10 protein-coding genes are annotated in these 14,419 nt (G+C 46.9%); 6 read left to right on the top strand and 4 right to left on the bottom strand.

The features are described from left to right. Window positions 1–21: 21 nt before the first annotated feature. Entirely contained in the window at window positions 22–723 is a 702-nt protein-coding gene (locus AB0L18_RS05345) for a response regulator transcription factor (RefSeq protein ID WP_367391546.1), read from the bottom strand. A gap of 5 nt (window positions 724–728) precedes the next feature. Then, the gene (locus AB0L18_RS05340) at window positions 729–2,225 is read right to left on the bottom strand and encodes a sensor histidine kinase (protein WP_367391545.1); all 1,497 of its coding nucleotides are present in this window, start codon (window positions 2,223–2,225) and stop codon (window positions 729–731) included. Window positions 2,226–2,382: 157 nt separating this feature from the next. Between AB0L18_RS05340 and AB0L18_RS05335 the strand changes: the two genes are divergently transcribed. After that, window positions 2,383–3,114 carry a GLPGLI family protein gene (locus tag AB0L18_RS05335; protein ID WP_367391544.1) on the top strand — a complete coding sequence of 244 codons (732 nt, stop codon included), beginning with the start codon at window positions 2,383–2,385 and terminating at the stop codon, window positions 3,112–3,114. 446 nt (window positions 3,115–3,560) lie between these two features. Further along, window positions 3,561–6,317, top strand: coding sequence for an outer membrane beta-barrel protein (locus AB0L18_RS05330; RefSeq protein ID WP_367391543.1), 2,757 nt, complete (start codon window positions 3,561–3,563; stop codon window positions 6,315–6,317). 385 nt (window positions 6,318–6,702) lie between these two features. Here the strand turns inward: AB0L18_RS05330 and AB0L18_RS05325 are convergent, their stop codons facing one another. After that, entirely contained in the window at window positions 6,703–7,770 is a 1,068-nt protein-coding gene (locus AB0L18_RS05325; protein WP_367391542.1) for a serine hydrolase domain-containing protein, read from the bottom strand. A gap of 480 nt (window positions 7,771–8,250) precedes the next feature. Between AB0L18_RS05325 and clpB the strand changes: the two genes are divergently transcribed. The 3 genes from clpB (at window position 8,251) to AB0L18_RS05310 (ending at window position 12,064) form a co-directional block, all read left to right on the top strand. Beyond that, window positions 8,251–11,007 (top strand): ATP-dependent chaperone ClpB, encoded by a 2,757-nt coding sequence (gene clpB / locus AB0L18_RS05320; RefSeq protein ID WP_367391541.1) that lies wholly within the window; start codon window positions 8,251–8,253, stop codon window positions 11,005–11,007. Between the two features lie 85 nt (window positions 11,008–11,092). Continuing rightward, a complete protein-coding gene (locus tag AB0L18_RS05315) occupies window positions 11,093–11,572 on the top strand; it encodes a hypothetical protein (RefSeq protein ID WP_367391540.1) in 480 nt (159 codons plus the stop codon). 69 nt (window positions 11,573–11,641) lie between these two features. Beyond that, window positions 11,642–12,064: a VOC family protein gene (locus AB0L18_RS05310; protein ID WP_367391539.1), complete on the top strand. Its 423-nt coding sequence runs from the start codon at window positions 11,642–11,644 to the stop codon at window positions 12,062–12,064. A 3-nt stretch (window positions 12,065–12,067) separates the two neighbouring features. Here the strand turns inward: AB0L18_RS05310 and thiL are convergent, their stop codons facing one another. Continuing rightward, window positions 12,068–13,126, bottom strand: a complete 1,059-nt coding sequence (thiL, locus tag AB0L18_RS05305; RefSeq protein ID WP_367391538.1) for a thiamine-phosphate kinase — start codon at window positions 13,124–13,126, stop codon at window positions 12,068–12,070. A 163-nt stretch (window positions 13,127–13,289) separates the two neighbouring features. Here thiL and AB0L18_RS05300 point away from each other — a divergent pair, with 163 nt between their 5' ends. Then, window positions 13,290–14,351 (top strand): lactonase family protein, encoded by a 1,062-nt coding sequence (locus AB0L18_RS05300; RefSeq protein WP_367391537.1) that lies wholly within the window; start codon window positions 13,290–13,292, stop codon window positions 14,349–14,351. Window positions 14,352–14,419 lie beyond the last annotated feature (68 nt).

Genomic DNA, 14,419 nt, shown 5'->3' with positions numbered 1-14,419 from the left:
TTACACCTTTAAAACATTGATTCACCCCTCCACCATGAACCGATACCCTACCCCTTTAAGTGTAATGATGCTGATCTTTTCATCTGCGGCGAGGTAGGTGCGCAACTTTCGGATGTAGACATCAAGATTTCTGGAGTTGAAAAAGGAGTCGTCGCCCCAAACAGAGAGGAGCAAGTGCTTGCGCTCGAGGGTGCCATTGCGATGCTGGCAGAGAAGTTCCAATATTTGGGCTTCCCGGTAGGAGAGCTGGATAGGGGGATTTTTTTGGTGAGATAAGGTTAGTTTCTCTGGAGAGAACACAAAATCACCCAGGGTCATTTCCGTTACGTCGGTAGTTTTTTCTCCTTCAGAATTACCGCTAAGCAATAATAGGTTAGTAATCCGGACCAACAATTCATCCATGCTAAAAGGCTTGCGGATATAATCATTGCCGCCAGCGGCAAAACCTTTCAAAACATCCTCCGTTTCGTTTTTTGCCGTCACAAAAAGGATAGGGATAGTAGGGCTGCGCTTGCGGATCGCTGTTCCCAATTCGAAACCGTCCCGAAAAGGGAGCATCACATCCAGGACACATACGTCGGGTTGCCATTTTGCGAACACGTCCATTACATTGCGGCCATCTGAAAGCAATTGGACTTCATAGTTTCTGCTTTCCAGGCTTTCCTTGACGATCTTCGCCAGGAAGGGCTCGTCTTCCACGTAGAGTATTTTTACTTTTTTCATAGGGATTAGCGTGGTAATTCAATGCGGAAGCTGCTTCCCTTTCCGGGGATGCTGTCGAGGGTAATCTTCCCATCGTGCTGTCGGATGATGTCTGCGACATAACTCAAGCCTAGCCCGTAGCCTTTTACATTGTGTTGATGTCCTTGCTGCGGAACCCGAAAGAAACGGTCAAATACTTTGCTTTGATGTGCAGGAGAAATACCTATGCCATTGTCGCTGATGGTGAAAATAATTCGTGCTGCCTGCGCCTCAAGTTTTAGATGGATAATTGGCGCTCCCTCGGTATATTTCAAGCTATTGTCCAAAAGGTTAAAGAGGACATTGCTAAGATGTACGGCATCAGCAGCTAACAGGAAATCGTCTCCTGCTGTTTCTAATTTGAAAACGCCCCCGGTCTGTTCTACTTGAATGGACATAGCGTTGAGCACTTTTTGGAGGACTAATTCGAAATCGACTTTTACTTTATTGATGCTTGGTACATCATTCTCGAACAGAGAAAGTTTGAGCACTTTGTCCACCAATAAACTCAAGCGACTGAGCTCGTGCTGGGAGATTTTTAAATATTCCCTGGTTTTTTCCTGATCATTGTTTGCGACAAAGCCTTGAATGGCTTCTATAGCCAGGCCAACCGTGGTGATAGGGGTCTTCAATTCGTGCGTCATGTTGCTCATGAAGTCCTGCTTGAGGCGTGTGTATTGCAATGCTTTGGAACTGCTTTTGCGTAATGACCAAAAGGCGAGTGCGGTAAGCAGGAAGAGGGAGAGACTGAAAAAAAACGGCCCTGCGATTTTTTTACTGAGGTACCAACCGGTGTGGTCAAAGACGATTTTTTCCTGCAGGTGGCTGTTGAAATTTCCGGGAAAGAAGTCCAAATCGATGCTGTCTTCCTTGACTTTTTGCTGCTCAATGTGAAATTCGGCCGGCAGCCCTGCTTTGGCCAATGCCTGCTGGAATTTCTTTTCGATAATAGGTGCGGTGTCATCTTCGCCCAGGATAAAGCCTTCCCGACGGGTTGTGCTCAATCGCTCGGTGCTTAGCCCCAGGTCATTGGGAGCTACTGCGATTATAATGGAGTCGTTTTGCTCGGCCCTCAAGGAACGCAGCCGAGAGGGGAAGCTAAGATCCCGTGCATGACTGGAAAAAGGAATGTGGGTATCTTGCTGACCAACCGTATCCAGCTTAAACGCCAGCTGCAATTTGTTGGAGCGCTTAAGCGGCAGGCTATCCGTGGAGCGGTGAACGATAATTTGTGTTTCTTTGGCTGTGCCAAGATCAATCGTTGAGAAATTATGGAGAAGGGTATCGCTAGGGTTGCCCTTGTAACGTTGAGCGTTTTCAACAAACCTGACAATGAATTTTTGATAGACAGAATCCTGTACCTGGCGAACGGCCTCCTGGTACAAGAGATTTCCTTTTTCGGTCATGACTAAACTTGCGTCTCGATAAGTGCCTCGCAGCCAAAATCCCAAAAAGAGGACCAGGGCCAGTAGGCTCGTTAGCATGAGCAAGTTGGGACTTCTTTTTTGTTCCATACTACAAAAGTAAGGCTTCCGAAGAGGGCATGCATGCTCATTAACCTTAATTAACCTTAGACCAAGGTTGATTAACCAGCTTTCGGCTTCCTCTCCTTTAGTTTTGTAAAAAAAAAACAGAACTACCATGAAGTATCTACTTAATACACTCACCCTCCTGCTACCATTGTTTGCTTTTGCTCAACTCACCACCGGGATGGTAGCATACAAGGAGACCATCCAATTGAATATTAATATTGACGAATCATCCAGTCAGTTTGCGCACCTGCTGCCCAGTAGCCAAAGCGATAATTTTGTACTGCGGTTTACACCGGAAGAAGCATATTACAGTGTTGCGGAAGTAGCACCTCCTCCCCCCGTGCCGCAGGCAGAAGGAGAAGGAACTTTCCAGATCAAGATCATTCGCAGCAATGGTAACAGTGCGGTCTATACCCACTTTGCCGATAAGAAAATGGTAGAGCAGCGCAGTATTTTCGGTCGCCCCTTCCGGATTGAACAACAGCTCGATCAGGTGGATTGGAAGCTCACCAACGAGCAAAAAGACATCCTGGGGTATACTTGCTTCAAGGCCACCTCTGGCCCCGATAGTATGCTGATTACGGCGTGGTTTACCCCACAGATTGCAGTTCCTGGCGGGCCTGCCACCTACGGGCAATTGCCCGGGATGATACTGGAGGTGGAAGTCGATAATATTCATCTCGTCGCGACCGAGATTAAAGCGGAATTAGATGACGCCACCTTGATCAAAGGGCCTGCCAAAGGAAAGATCGTCACGGAAGAAGAATTCGATCGCCTGGAACAGGAAAAGATGGACGAATTGAATATTCGCAGTGGCCGACGGATAGAAATCCGGGGATAAGTTGGACTTTCGGTGAAAGTCTGTAGAAGGATGCGGTCCGCTTTGCGTCCCTAGGGTAGATGGTAAAGGGATGACGAAGAGTTATGCAATTTTTCCGATGTCAAGAGAAAAACGGATGTTGGGTAATTAATGATCAGTTTCTACTATACCCGGCACTAAGTGGTTTAGCTACGCTGATCGTCGCAAGCTCCTCTGAGTTGGGAATATTATCGCAACGTCATTTTTTGCTCTGCCAAGGCGAAAAACGTAGGCGAAGCCTAAGCTTCGGCGAGGCTTTTTAACGCAGTCAGAGCAAAAAAGGACAAGTGAGAATGTCCCAGACCACTTAGTAACGGGTATAGCCTGGTAAAATCCCTCTGCCCTCTACCAAAAATCCTTCAACGGCCTTCGGCGAATGCCGAAAGTCCATCCTGTTTTCGCACCATGAATCACCTAAATAAAAGCAAATGAAATTTTTCACTCGATTTCTATTCGTGCTCTCTCTCTGTTTTATCGGCCTTGAATTGACGGGGCAAACCAATGAATATCAACTTAGCGGAACCATCACCGACCCTGATCAGCAGGCTCTGACGGGGGCTACGGTGGTTGCTATGAATCCGGTAGATTCTACCTTGCTGGCTTTTGCGATCTCTGATGGGAAGGGGCGATTTATGCTCAACCGGATTACCCGGGCGGAGATTACTTTACAGATCACTTACATCGGCTATGGTTCTTTCCAACAATCCGTCAGCTTTACGGCGCAAGCACCTCATCTTGATTTGGGGGAGATTTGGCTTTCGCCAGAAAACCTGCTGCTGGAAGAGGTAGTCGTGAAAGCAGCGCATGTACCCGTACTCATCAAAGGAGATACGATTCAGTACCAGGCCGGCGCTTTTTCAGTGCGTGCTGATGACAATGTGGAGCGACTTTTGAAACAACTCCCCGGGGTGGAAGTAGCCCGCGATGGTAGCATCAAAGCCCAGGGGGAAGACGTGAAGAACGTACTGGTAGATGGAAAGCCTTTTTTTGGTAATAACCCTCAGGTGGCTACGCGAAATTTGCCAGCCGATGCCGTGGAATCTGTGCAGGTATATGACGAAGCATCGGAGCTGGAAGAATTTTCCGGCATTGACGATGGTGAGGAGGAGAAAACCATTAACCTGGTGCTCAAGGAAGATAAAAAAGCGGGTCAGTTTGGTGAAATAACAGCAGGTTACGGAAGTGATGGGCGCTACCAAGGCAAAGCCAGTGTCAATCGGTTTAATGACCAATCGCAGCTCTCTCTTTTGGGAAGCGCCAACAATATTAACGAGCCAGGTTTTTCAGTTTTTGATTACATCGACTTTATGGGGGGCTTTGGCAACCTGATGGAGCAGGGGGGAGGTCGTATTCATATCAATGATGATGACCTGGGCGTACCGCTGAATTTTGGCGACGGTGGCGGTTTGAATACCTCGCAGGCGCTGGGCTTAAATTACAATCGCGATTTGGGCGAGAATACCACTTTTAGCAGTAATTATTTCGGTAGTATCCTTAAAAGAGCGTTGCAGGAAAGTTTTACTCGTGACAACGTACTCGCCGAGGAAGCATACCGCTCAATGGGGCAGCAACAAGAAAACAGCCGGACGGGCAGCCACCGGATAAACCTGGAAGTACAGCACGAACTCGATGATCGGCAGCGTCTACTATTTGGTGGAAATATCGGCTATACGAATGGCAAGACAAGTCGAGCGTATGCGCTAAGCAATTTCACCAATGCGAATCTTCTAGCGAGTGACAGCCGACAGGATTATCGCAATACCCCCCTGCGTTGGTCAAGCAGTGCGAATATGCAGTATTTTCTGAAATTCAAGACGATAGGGAGGTTGTTTACGGCCAGTTTGTCCTATGACCAGCAAGACAGTGAGGGCGAACAGTATCTATTGAACAGTGATCGTTTCTGGCAAGAAAACAGCATGTTGTACGCGAGTGACTCTCTTGATCAGCAACAGCTTAGCGCGGAGCAGTCGGCTTTTTGGCAGGCAAGATTAGCCTTCACGGAGCCATTGAACGAAAACTGGTATTGGCAAAATACCCTTACGCTCACACGTGAGCAAGCTGACCTGGATAAAGCATTTCTGGATCGTACCGAGACTTTTGATTATCAACTTAACCCGTTGTTAAGTGGCGTGTTTGATCGAACGTTCAATACGAGTCTGCTAGGAACGGGGCTGCTATTCACCTCGCGACGCTCCCGGTTTGACGTTGTCGTGCAGGCCCAGTATGGTGACTTAAAGAGTGGAGCAAATACGGCCAATTCCTTCTGGTATTTACTGCCCCGCGCCAGTTGGAAACATGAGTTTACCTCGTCGAGAAACCTGGAACTGCGCTATAGTACCCGGCTCAATGCACCAGGCTTGAGCCAGTTGCAGACCTTGGTGGACAATACCAATAGCCTCAGTATTTACGAGGGGAATCCTGGGTTAGAGCCAGAATACCAGCATGATTTTACGGCTGGCCTCACCATCATTGATGCTTTTAGTTTTACCAATTTTTTTGCCAATTTACGAAGCAGCTACATTGACAACCGTATTGTGAATCGTTTGTCAATTGATGAGTTACTCCGGCAGGTACGACAGCCTGTTAATACGGACTACGAGTGGCAAAACCAGTTGTACGCCTCTTTCAGTACACCACTTCGGGTGGTAGATGTGAGTCTACAGCTCAGGGGGAGCACCAGCTACAACCTGGGGCAGCTATTGGTCAATGAAACGACCGACCGAGCCGAGCGTTGGCAGCAGGAATGGTCGCTGAGTTTCCGAAACAGAAAGCAGGAAACTATCGCTTGGGAACTGGGTGCGGCGTGGAATTTTAGTCAGGCCCGCTACGAACAACAGGACAACTTTAACCAAAATTATTCGCGCCAGGATTGGTTTATTTCTGCCGACTGGTTTTTGCCTAAAGATTGGGTGTTGAGTACAGAAATGGAGCGCCAGCAATTTTCGGACGAAGCTTTTGGTCAGCAAAATAATTTCACCCTCTGGCAAGCCTCTGTTCACAAAAGTATCCTTACGGGAAAACGACTTACCCTGAAGGTCAGTGTCTTTGATTTGTTGAACCAGAACAGGGGATTGGAGCGCCGTAATGCTTTCAATTATTTTGAAGAAAGCCAAGCCAATGCCTTGGGGCGTTTTGCGATGCTTACCGCTACTTATAAGCTGAGTAAGGTGAACAGTGAAGGGTAGGGCTTCAACTTGATTTTCGGGCAATACTCATGTTTTTGTCATTTCAAAAAAGACAGCCTTAAAATTTAATTATGTCGTTTGCCTTAACTTTTTACGTTGGCTATACCCTACCAAGTACTCAGTACAGTGAGATTTACCTTTGAGTCTCTGTCTATTCGGAGTATCAAGAAGGTAAATCTCACCTTACTTCATCGTATTCCGCACGTATTCCATCACCTTCTTTCCGTGTAAGTTTTTGGCGATCACCAAGTACAGGCGGTTAGGAAAACGTTTTCCAAGGCGTTGTAGTGCCAATTGTAATAAGATGGGCTTTGGTGCAGTAGGTGATTTGTCGAAGACAAAAGCTCCATCAGCCCCCAAAAGCTTACCCGGTAATAAGAGGTGTTTATCGACCGTATTTTAATAAGTCATTATTGATACCTGCTGTTTCATCATAGCTGTTATTGGATAAAACAACTACAAATTCATCTGATGATAAGATGTAAAGTAAAAAGGAATGATAACCTTGCCAACTACCGGTATGTAGTACATATTTTCCTAAAGACGCAGAGTCCTGAATAACAAAACCAAAACCATAGGTGGAAGAGATTTCATCACCAGAAAACATTTTCTCTTTATTTACCTCGGAAATTAAAGTATTATTTTTCAGTGCTTGTTTCCACTTCAGTAAGTCTAGGATAGTAGAATGGACCATTCCGTCACCTACAATTCCATCATAGTACTTCATTTTCTTATCGTATAAATAATTGGGAGCATTCTTTTTCCCTTTCCTGTAGTAGCCTGTTGTTAAATTAGAATCATTGTCAGGTTTGTAAATCCGTCTGACGACTTTTGAGTTGCGCATTTGAAGAGGATCAAAAATATTGTCATGCAAATACGTTTCGTAGGTTAAGCCACTTATTTGTTCAATGACCGATGCTAATATTGCGTATCCAGTGTTACTGTAAAAGGATTGCGTACCTGGGGTAAAGGCTAAAGGCAGCTCATGCTCTTTCATAATGTTGATTAAATCATCATTAGTTGCAATATTCTGTTTATTCCAATATTTTGATTTACTCAAAAAGTCAATGTAGTCAGGCAAACCAGATTGATGTCTTAAAAGGTGTTCGATCGTTATGCCTTGGTAAGGAAAGTCAGCCCAGACTTCTTCTAGCTTCGTGTCGTAGGATAGTAACTCCTTCTCAATTAATTGGATGACACCTACAGCTGTAAACTGCTTTGAAACAGAGGCTAGGTCAAAAATAGAGGTATCTGTTAAAGGGATTTGGTTTTCTGTGTTTGCGAAACCATAGTTTCCTTTAAACTTGATACTGTCGTTTCGCGAGTAAATTACATTGCCATTAAAACCATTTTTTACATGAATGCTCATCACACTGTCTAATTGTGAATGCTGCTGCCCAAGACCAATGTTAATGGTGAGAATTACTATCAAAATAGCTAAAATGTGTTTCATTTTTTAGTTGTATTTAATTTATAAGAACTTAGCCCTTCGAAAGAGCGCAGGTCTTTCATAAGGAGAATTGTTGCCAATAAAATATGCGGTTCGCAAAATACACAAAGCTAAATTTTTAGTATAGTTTAACGTGGGTAAAACTAACACCGGGACTCGCACCAAAAGATTGGTTAACTGGTCTTTAAGTGGAGAAATCAGGCTACTCAGAAGTAACCCCATTCTTCTACAGATCACTCGCAGTTTTACGCAACTACCAGGTGCTGGCCGCAATTAGGCCAGCACGGCGCATTCCGATCTTCCATCGGACGAGCAGCGGTAGGGATGGTAATGCCCCTAAGGGGCTGAACACCCCGGTGACGAGGGACGATGACAGCCGCCCAAAAACTGGATTGGCCGATGAATCTTATGTCTTGGTATAAAAGGGCAGCGTTGATGTGGGTGGGGTTTGTTATATTTGAGACCGCAGATTTAAACTCGACTATGACTTACGATAATTTTACGACCCGGGCCCAGGAAGCGATCATGCAAGGGCAGAAAGTAGCTGGTGGCCTGAGCCAGCAACAAGTGGATACTCCTCACCTGTTGAAAGGAATTTTGGATACGGACGAAAGTGTTGTCCGTTTTTTATTGGAAAAAAACAGCGTAGATCCACAAGAACTGATCGCCAAGCTGGATCGTTCGATTAGGGAGTACCCCAAAGTGGCAGGTAGTGAAAAGCAATACTTGACAGACGCCGCCAATAAGGCGCTGAGCCGGGCAAAGAAGATGTTGCCAGACTTTGAAGATGAATACATCTCCGTAGAATTGATGCTGCTGGGGATTCTGCAAGGTGAAGACAAAGGTGGCCAGATATTGAAGGACATGGGCCTGACCAATGACGGTCTGCGCGCCGCGATAGTGGATTTACGGAAAGGGCGTAAAGTCACCGACCAGAGCGCCGAAGAAAGCTACAATGCCTTGAAAAAATTTGCCATCAACCTGAACGAACGGGCCGAAAGTGGCAAACTGGACCCCATCATCGGGCGTGATGAGGAGATGCGCCGGGTGCTACAAATACTGTCGCGTCGCAAGAAAAACAACCCCCTGCTGATTGGCGAAGCCGGCGTAGGCAAGACGGCCATTGTAGAGGGGATTGCCTGGCGAATAGTGAAGGGGGATGTGCCGGAAAACCTGAAGAGCAAGCGCATCTACGTGCTGGATATTGCAGCCCTGATTGCGGGGGCGAAGTATAAAGGAGAGTTTGAGGAAAGACTGAAGGGGGTGATCAAAGAAACCACCGAGTCGAATGGCGAAATTGTGCTCTTTATTGACGAAATCCATACCCTAATAGGTGCTGGCGGTGGTAATGGCGCCATGGATGCGGCCAATATCCTGAAACCAGCGTTGGCCCGTGGCGAGCTACGTACCATTGGTGCGACGACGTTGGATGAGTACCAAAAATATTTCGAAAAAGACAAAGCGCTGGTACGGCGTTTTCAGACCGTGCTGATTGAAGAACCCAGTGTAGAGGATACGATCTCGATTTTGCGCGGCTTGCAGGAGCGCTACGAAGTGTATCATAAAATAGAAATACTGGATGAAGCATTGGTGGCGGCAGCAGAGTTGAGTAACCGTTACATTGCTGACCGGCAGTTGCCAGATAAAGCCATTGACCTGATTGACGAAAGCGCGGCCCGCCTGCGCTTGGAGTTGGACAGTGTGCCCGAAGAAGTAGACGAATGGGAGCGCAAGGTGCGCCAACTGGAGATAGAGCGCGAAGCCATTAAGCGGGAGAAAAACAATGCTAAATTGGCCAATATCAATGAGCAAATTGCTAACGCAAAAGAAAAACGTGATGGCTTGCGGGCCTCATGGCAGGGCGAGAAGGAGATTGTAGATCTCGTGCAGGGCTTGAAGAAGCAGATGGAAGAAAAAGAGCAAGAGGCCGATCGGGCCGAGCGCCATAGCGACTTTGAGAAAGTAGCTAAAATTCGTTACGGTGAGCTGCAGGAGTTGCAAAGTCAGCTAGATATTGCCTTGGAGAAACTGGATAAATTGCCGGACGAAAAGCGATTTACCAACGAAGAGGTAACGGCCAACGACATTGCCGAAGTAGTAGGGCGCTGGACGGGAATTCCGGTAGCGCGGATGCTGCAAAGTGAAAAAGAAAAACTGCTACAACTGGAAGATGAGCTGCACCAGCGCCTGATAGGGCAAGACGAAGCCGTAGTGGCCGTGGCCAATGCCGTGCGTAGGAGCCGCGCCGGGATGCAGGATGAGGGTAGGCCGATTGGTTCGTTTATTTTTCTGGGCCCTACTGGCGTAGGAAAAACTGAATTGGCGAAAGCACTGGCCGAAGTACTGTTCAATGACGAACGGGCCATCACTCGGATCGATATGAGCGAATACCAGGAACGCCACGCGGTGAGCCGCCTGGTGGGAGCGCCTCCGGGATACGTAGGTTACGACGAAGGTGGGCAACTGACGGAAGCCGTACGTCGCAGGCCTTACAGTATAGTGTTGCTGGATGAGATAGAAAAAGCCCACCCGGATACTTTCAATATCCTGTTGCAGGTGCTGGATGATGGGCAGTTGACAGACAACCGAGGGCGGGTAGCCAGTTTCAAAAACACCATTATTATTATGACTTCGAATATGGGGGCAGAAGTGATTTTGGAAAACTTTGAAGATCTGGACGCCGTAGGAGAGGAGCACCGCAATGAAATTATAGAGACGACAAAAGAAGAAGTATTCGAAACCCTGAAAGAGAATTTACGACCTGAGTTTTTGAACCGTATCGATGAGCGAATCATGTTCCTGCCGCTGACCCGGGAGGAAATCAAGAAAATTTCGAAGCTGCTTTTGCGCAAAACCGAAAAAATGCTGGCCCAGAAAGGGATGGTCATGAAAATCAGCGAGCGGGCACTGGATTGGTTGGCTGATCGTGGTTACGACCCACAGTTTGGTGCCCGTCCGATGAAGCGGGTGTTGCAACGAGATTTAGTCGATGGTCTTTCTAGCGTCATCATTGCGGATACCTTTAGTGCAGGAGACACCATTTACGTAGATTTGGAAAAGGAGGCCCTCAGCTTTAGCAAGGAACCTTTCGACCCCAATGCGACTTACACCCCAAAAACCGCTGAGGAGGCACCAAAAAAACGTAGTCGCCGTTCGTCGAAGAAGCGGGAAGATACCGTTGATGAACTGAAAAAAGCTACGGATGATCTTAATGATGCGGTGACGGAATTGGAGGGATAAGAGAAGAGCTTTAAAATAAAAAGCCTTATTTTAGCCGAATTATTAAGTACTGTTCTTTTTTGAGAACAGCAAAAACAAAAAGCTCATGAACAGGGTCTTAACCTTCGTTTTTATGCTCGTGGTCGGTTTAACCATTATGGCTTGCCAGGGCGACAAATCTACTGATAGTAATGCTGCTACAGCCCCAGCTGTTGCTCCGGTAACTGCTCCTCCGGCAGTAGGAGGTGTAGCTGGTGTTGAACATTATATTTGTCCGTCGGGCCATGTGGGTTCGGGTGGAGCAGCACAAGGGTCATGTTCACAGTGTGGAGCAGCACTGGTTCACAATCAGGCCTTTCACGCTAATGATGCAGCCCCAGCCCCAGCGGCTAGCGGCGCAAACCCTATGTTCCAGGATCCAAATGCAGCCCCCGCAGTAGCGGCACCTGCAACTGAACCTGCTCAGAATGCTGCTGGCGTATGGCATTACACTTGTTCCAACGGATGTGCGGGAGGTGGAGCTACGGCAGGGCCTTGTGCGCAGTGTGGTGCAACCTTGGCGCATAACCAGGCTTACCATAATTAGTAGCAGTGTTTTCACCACATGGCCATCTTAACTAAGCAGGCGGCTATGTGGTGAAAATTATCTTTTCTTATGAATCCAGATAGAAAAGTCGACTTTGAGATTGATTTTCTGGATCACGTAGCTATCCGGGTTAAAGACCTAGAGGTATCGGCACGTTGGTACGAAGAAGTACTGGGGTTGAAACGCTATGAACCTAGCCAATGGAAACCTTTTCCCATCTTTTTACTGGCAGGTAAGACTGGCCTAGCGCTTTTTCCTGCCCAAATGGAAGACCAAGTCCTAGACGCTTCCTCGAAGCACATAAAAATTGATCACTTTGCTTTTCAATTGAGCCCGGATGCTTTTGCCAAGGCAAAAAAGCACTATATCCAACTTGGGCTAGTGTATGATTTTCAGGACCATTACTACTTTCATTCTCTATACACGCAAGACCCCGATGGGCATACCGTGGAACTGACAACGCTGGTTGTTGCAGAAGAGGATTTTTATTAGTTACTACTTTTTATTTGGATTGAAATGTACCCAACCCTGGGCTTGCAGTGGGTGAATGTTCCCCCCTTTGGTATGTAACATGACACCGTCTTCCGCAGGGGTAATCTCACCTGCAATGTAGATATCTGGCAAGTATTTTACTTTTTCCAGGTCGCGAGGATTGACGGTGAAGAGGAGCTCGTAATCTTCGCCTCCACTCAGGGCGCAGGTGATGGGGTCAAGTTTGAAGTCCAGTGCTAGTAACTGGGCATCGGGATGAATGGGCACGCCACTCTCTTCAAGAAACGCACCAACGCCAGAGGCTTTGCAAATATGAAACAGTTCGCTGGCTACGCCATCGGATACATCAATCATGGAGGTAGGCACCAGATTGGCTTTATCAAATTGCTCGATCATATCCCGGCGAGCTTCGGGCTTGAGTTGGCGACCTACGCAGTAGGTTTGGTCTTCAAGGTTGGGTTGAATTTGCGGAGAAGAGAGATAAATTTGCTTTTCCCTTTCCAGAATTTGCAGGCCCAAATAAGCTGCACCTACATTGCCGGTAAGGCAGATAATATCTCCTACTTTGGCACCAGAACGATAGGCCAGCTTTCCTTCCTCCCCTTGTCCAATGGCGGTAACACTAATGACCAGGCCTTTGTTGGAGGAAGTGGTATCTCCACCGATCAAATCCACACCATAGTGCTCGCAGGCCAGGTATACGCCTTCGTAAAATTCTTCTAGTGCTTCTACGGAAAAACGGTTGGACAGCCCTAGCGACATCGTGATTTGCCGAGGGCGGGCATTCATAGCGTAAATATCCGATAGGTTGACGACCACCGATTTGTAACCCAGGTGCTTGAGTGGGGTGTACATCAGGTCAAAATGGATGCCCTCCACTAGCATATCAGTAGAAATAATCGTCTTGAAATTACCATTGTCAATGACAGCGGCATCGTCACCAATTCCTAGTTGAGAAGAAGCATTGAGTAGTGGGAAACGCTGGGTGAGATGCTCAATTAATCCAAATTCTCCCAAAGTGTTTACGTCCGTACGTTGCGGTTGCGCTGCTTGCTGTGACATGTCCATTTTTTAGATTTCTCGACAAAGTTAGGGGTATTTACTAACTTTCCGTTCTTAAACACTGTCCATGAAGATAAGGTTACTACTACTACTGCATTTTTTTAGTCTGGTTTTTTTAATGACCAGTTGCTATGAACCACCAAACGATCAACAATCTGTGAGCATGAAAGCAGCAGAAGTATGGGTGGGTACTTATACCCGAAAAGAAGGCCATGTAGATGGCAAAGCAGATGGGATTTACCGCTTACAGTTTGAAAAAGACAGCCTGCTGTCTTTGGAAACAACCGAAGGCATTGTCAATCCTTCCTTTTTGTGCTTGTCGCCTGATGCGGATCGTATTTACGCCGTGAGTGAAATTGGGCCAGATGTTGATACTACAGGGTATGTATATAGCTATCAGCAAGAAGGTGAAAAACTGGTACTCCTTAATCGGCAACCAACCTTTAGTTTTGCACCTTGCCATGTGAGCATCCACCCCAATGGTAAGTGGCTTTATGTTGCGAATTATGTTGGTGGGATGATCGTACGTTACCCCGTGGCCAAGAATGGTAAAATAGAGGCCGCATCTGATACCTTACGCCTCGAAGGGAATGGGCCCAACGAAAGGCAGGAGAGTTCTCACCCCCATTCTGTGACTGTAAGCCCGGATGGATACTGGGTGATGGTAGCCGATCTGGGAACCGATGAGATACATACTTTTAATGCGGAAGGGCCGCTCTGGGAACTTGTTACTACCGTAGTATTGCCAGGAGGTAGTGGTCCGCGGCATTTTGCTTTCCACCCTCGGGCACCTTATGCGTATGTGCTCAATGAACTCAACAATACCATTACCGCTTTTCATTACAATGCGGAGAATGGAGCGTTGAATATGATTGACCATTGGTCAACCTTACCAGATGATTTTAGTGATTTCAGCCTGGGTGCAGATCTTCATTTTAGTCCCGATGGGGAGTTTCTCTATGCCAGCAACCGCGGAGATGATTCTTTGGCCGGCTTTCGGGTGGATACCCGAGATGGCAGTCTGGAATCAATAGGTTATTTCCCCACAAGGGGAGCTTTTCCCCGTAATTTTGCGATTCACCCTGATGGGAAAGCATTACTCGTCGCTAACCAGAATTCTGACAATGTAGTGCAGTTTACGATAGATCAAAAAAACGGTAAACTTCGCTACGAACAGGAGTGGGAAGTAAAAACACCTGTTTGTTTACAGTTTGTCAATAAATAATAAAGCTGGACTTTTGCCATTTGGCGAAAGTCCAGCTCCAGCAAAAGCGACCAATAATTGCCGCTTAT

It is taken from the genome of Lewinella sp. LCG006 (genome assembly GCF_040784935.1).
In the GTDB taxonomy this organism is placed as follows: domain Bacteria; phylum Bacteroidota; class Bacteroidia; order Chitinophagales; family Saprospiraceae; genus Lewinella.
The sequence above is the reverse complement of the archived record's forward strand: the minus strand, read 5'-3'. Positions and strand labels throughout refer to the sequence as shown.

Coding starts and splice junctions, on each gene's coding strand:
- AB0L18_RS05345 (WP_367391546.1), bottom strand. CDS start 723: ATGAAAAAAGTAAAAATACTCTACGTGGAAGACGAGCCCTTCCTGGCG.
- AB0L18_RS05340 (WP_367391545.1), bottom strand. CDS start 2,225: ATGCTAACGAGCCTACTGGCCCTGGTCCTCTTTTTGGGATTTTGGCTG.
- AB0L18_RS05335 (WP_367391544.1), top strand. CDS start 2,383: ATGAAGTATCTACTTAATACACTCACCCTCCTGCTACCATTGTTTGCT.
- AB0L18_RS05330 (WP_367391543.1), top strand. CDS start 3,561: ATGAAATTTTTCACTCGATTTCTATTCGTGCTCTCTCTCTGTTTTATC.
- AB0L18_RS05325 (WP_367391542.1), bottom strand. CDS start 7,770: ATGAAACACATTTTAGCTATTTTGATAGTAATTCTCACCATTAACATT.
- clpB (WP_367391541.1), top strand. CDS start 8,251: ATGACTTACGATAATTTTACGACCCGGGCCCAGGAAGCGATCATGCAA.
- AB0L18_RS05315 (WP_367391540.1), top strand. CDS start 11,093: ATGAACAGGGTCTTAACCTTCGTTTTTATGCTCGTGGTCGGTTTAACC.
- AB0L18_RS05310 (WP_367391539.1), top strand. CDS start 11,642: ATGAATCCAGATAGAAAAGTCGACTTTGAGATTGATTTTCTGGATCAC.
- thiL (WP_367391538.1), bottom strand. CDS start 13,126: ATGTCACAGCAAGCAGCGCAACCGCAACGTACGGACGTAAACACTTTG.
- AB0L18_RS05300 (WP_367391537.1), top strand. CDS start 13,290: ATGAAAGCAGCAGAAGTATGGGTGGGTACTTATACCCGAAAAGAAGGC.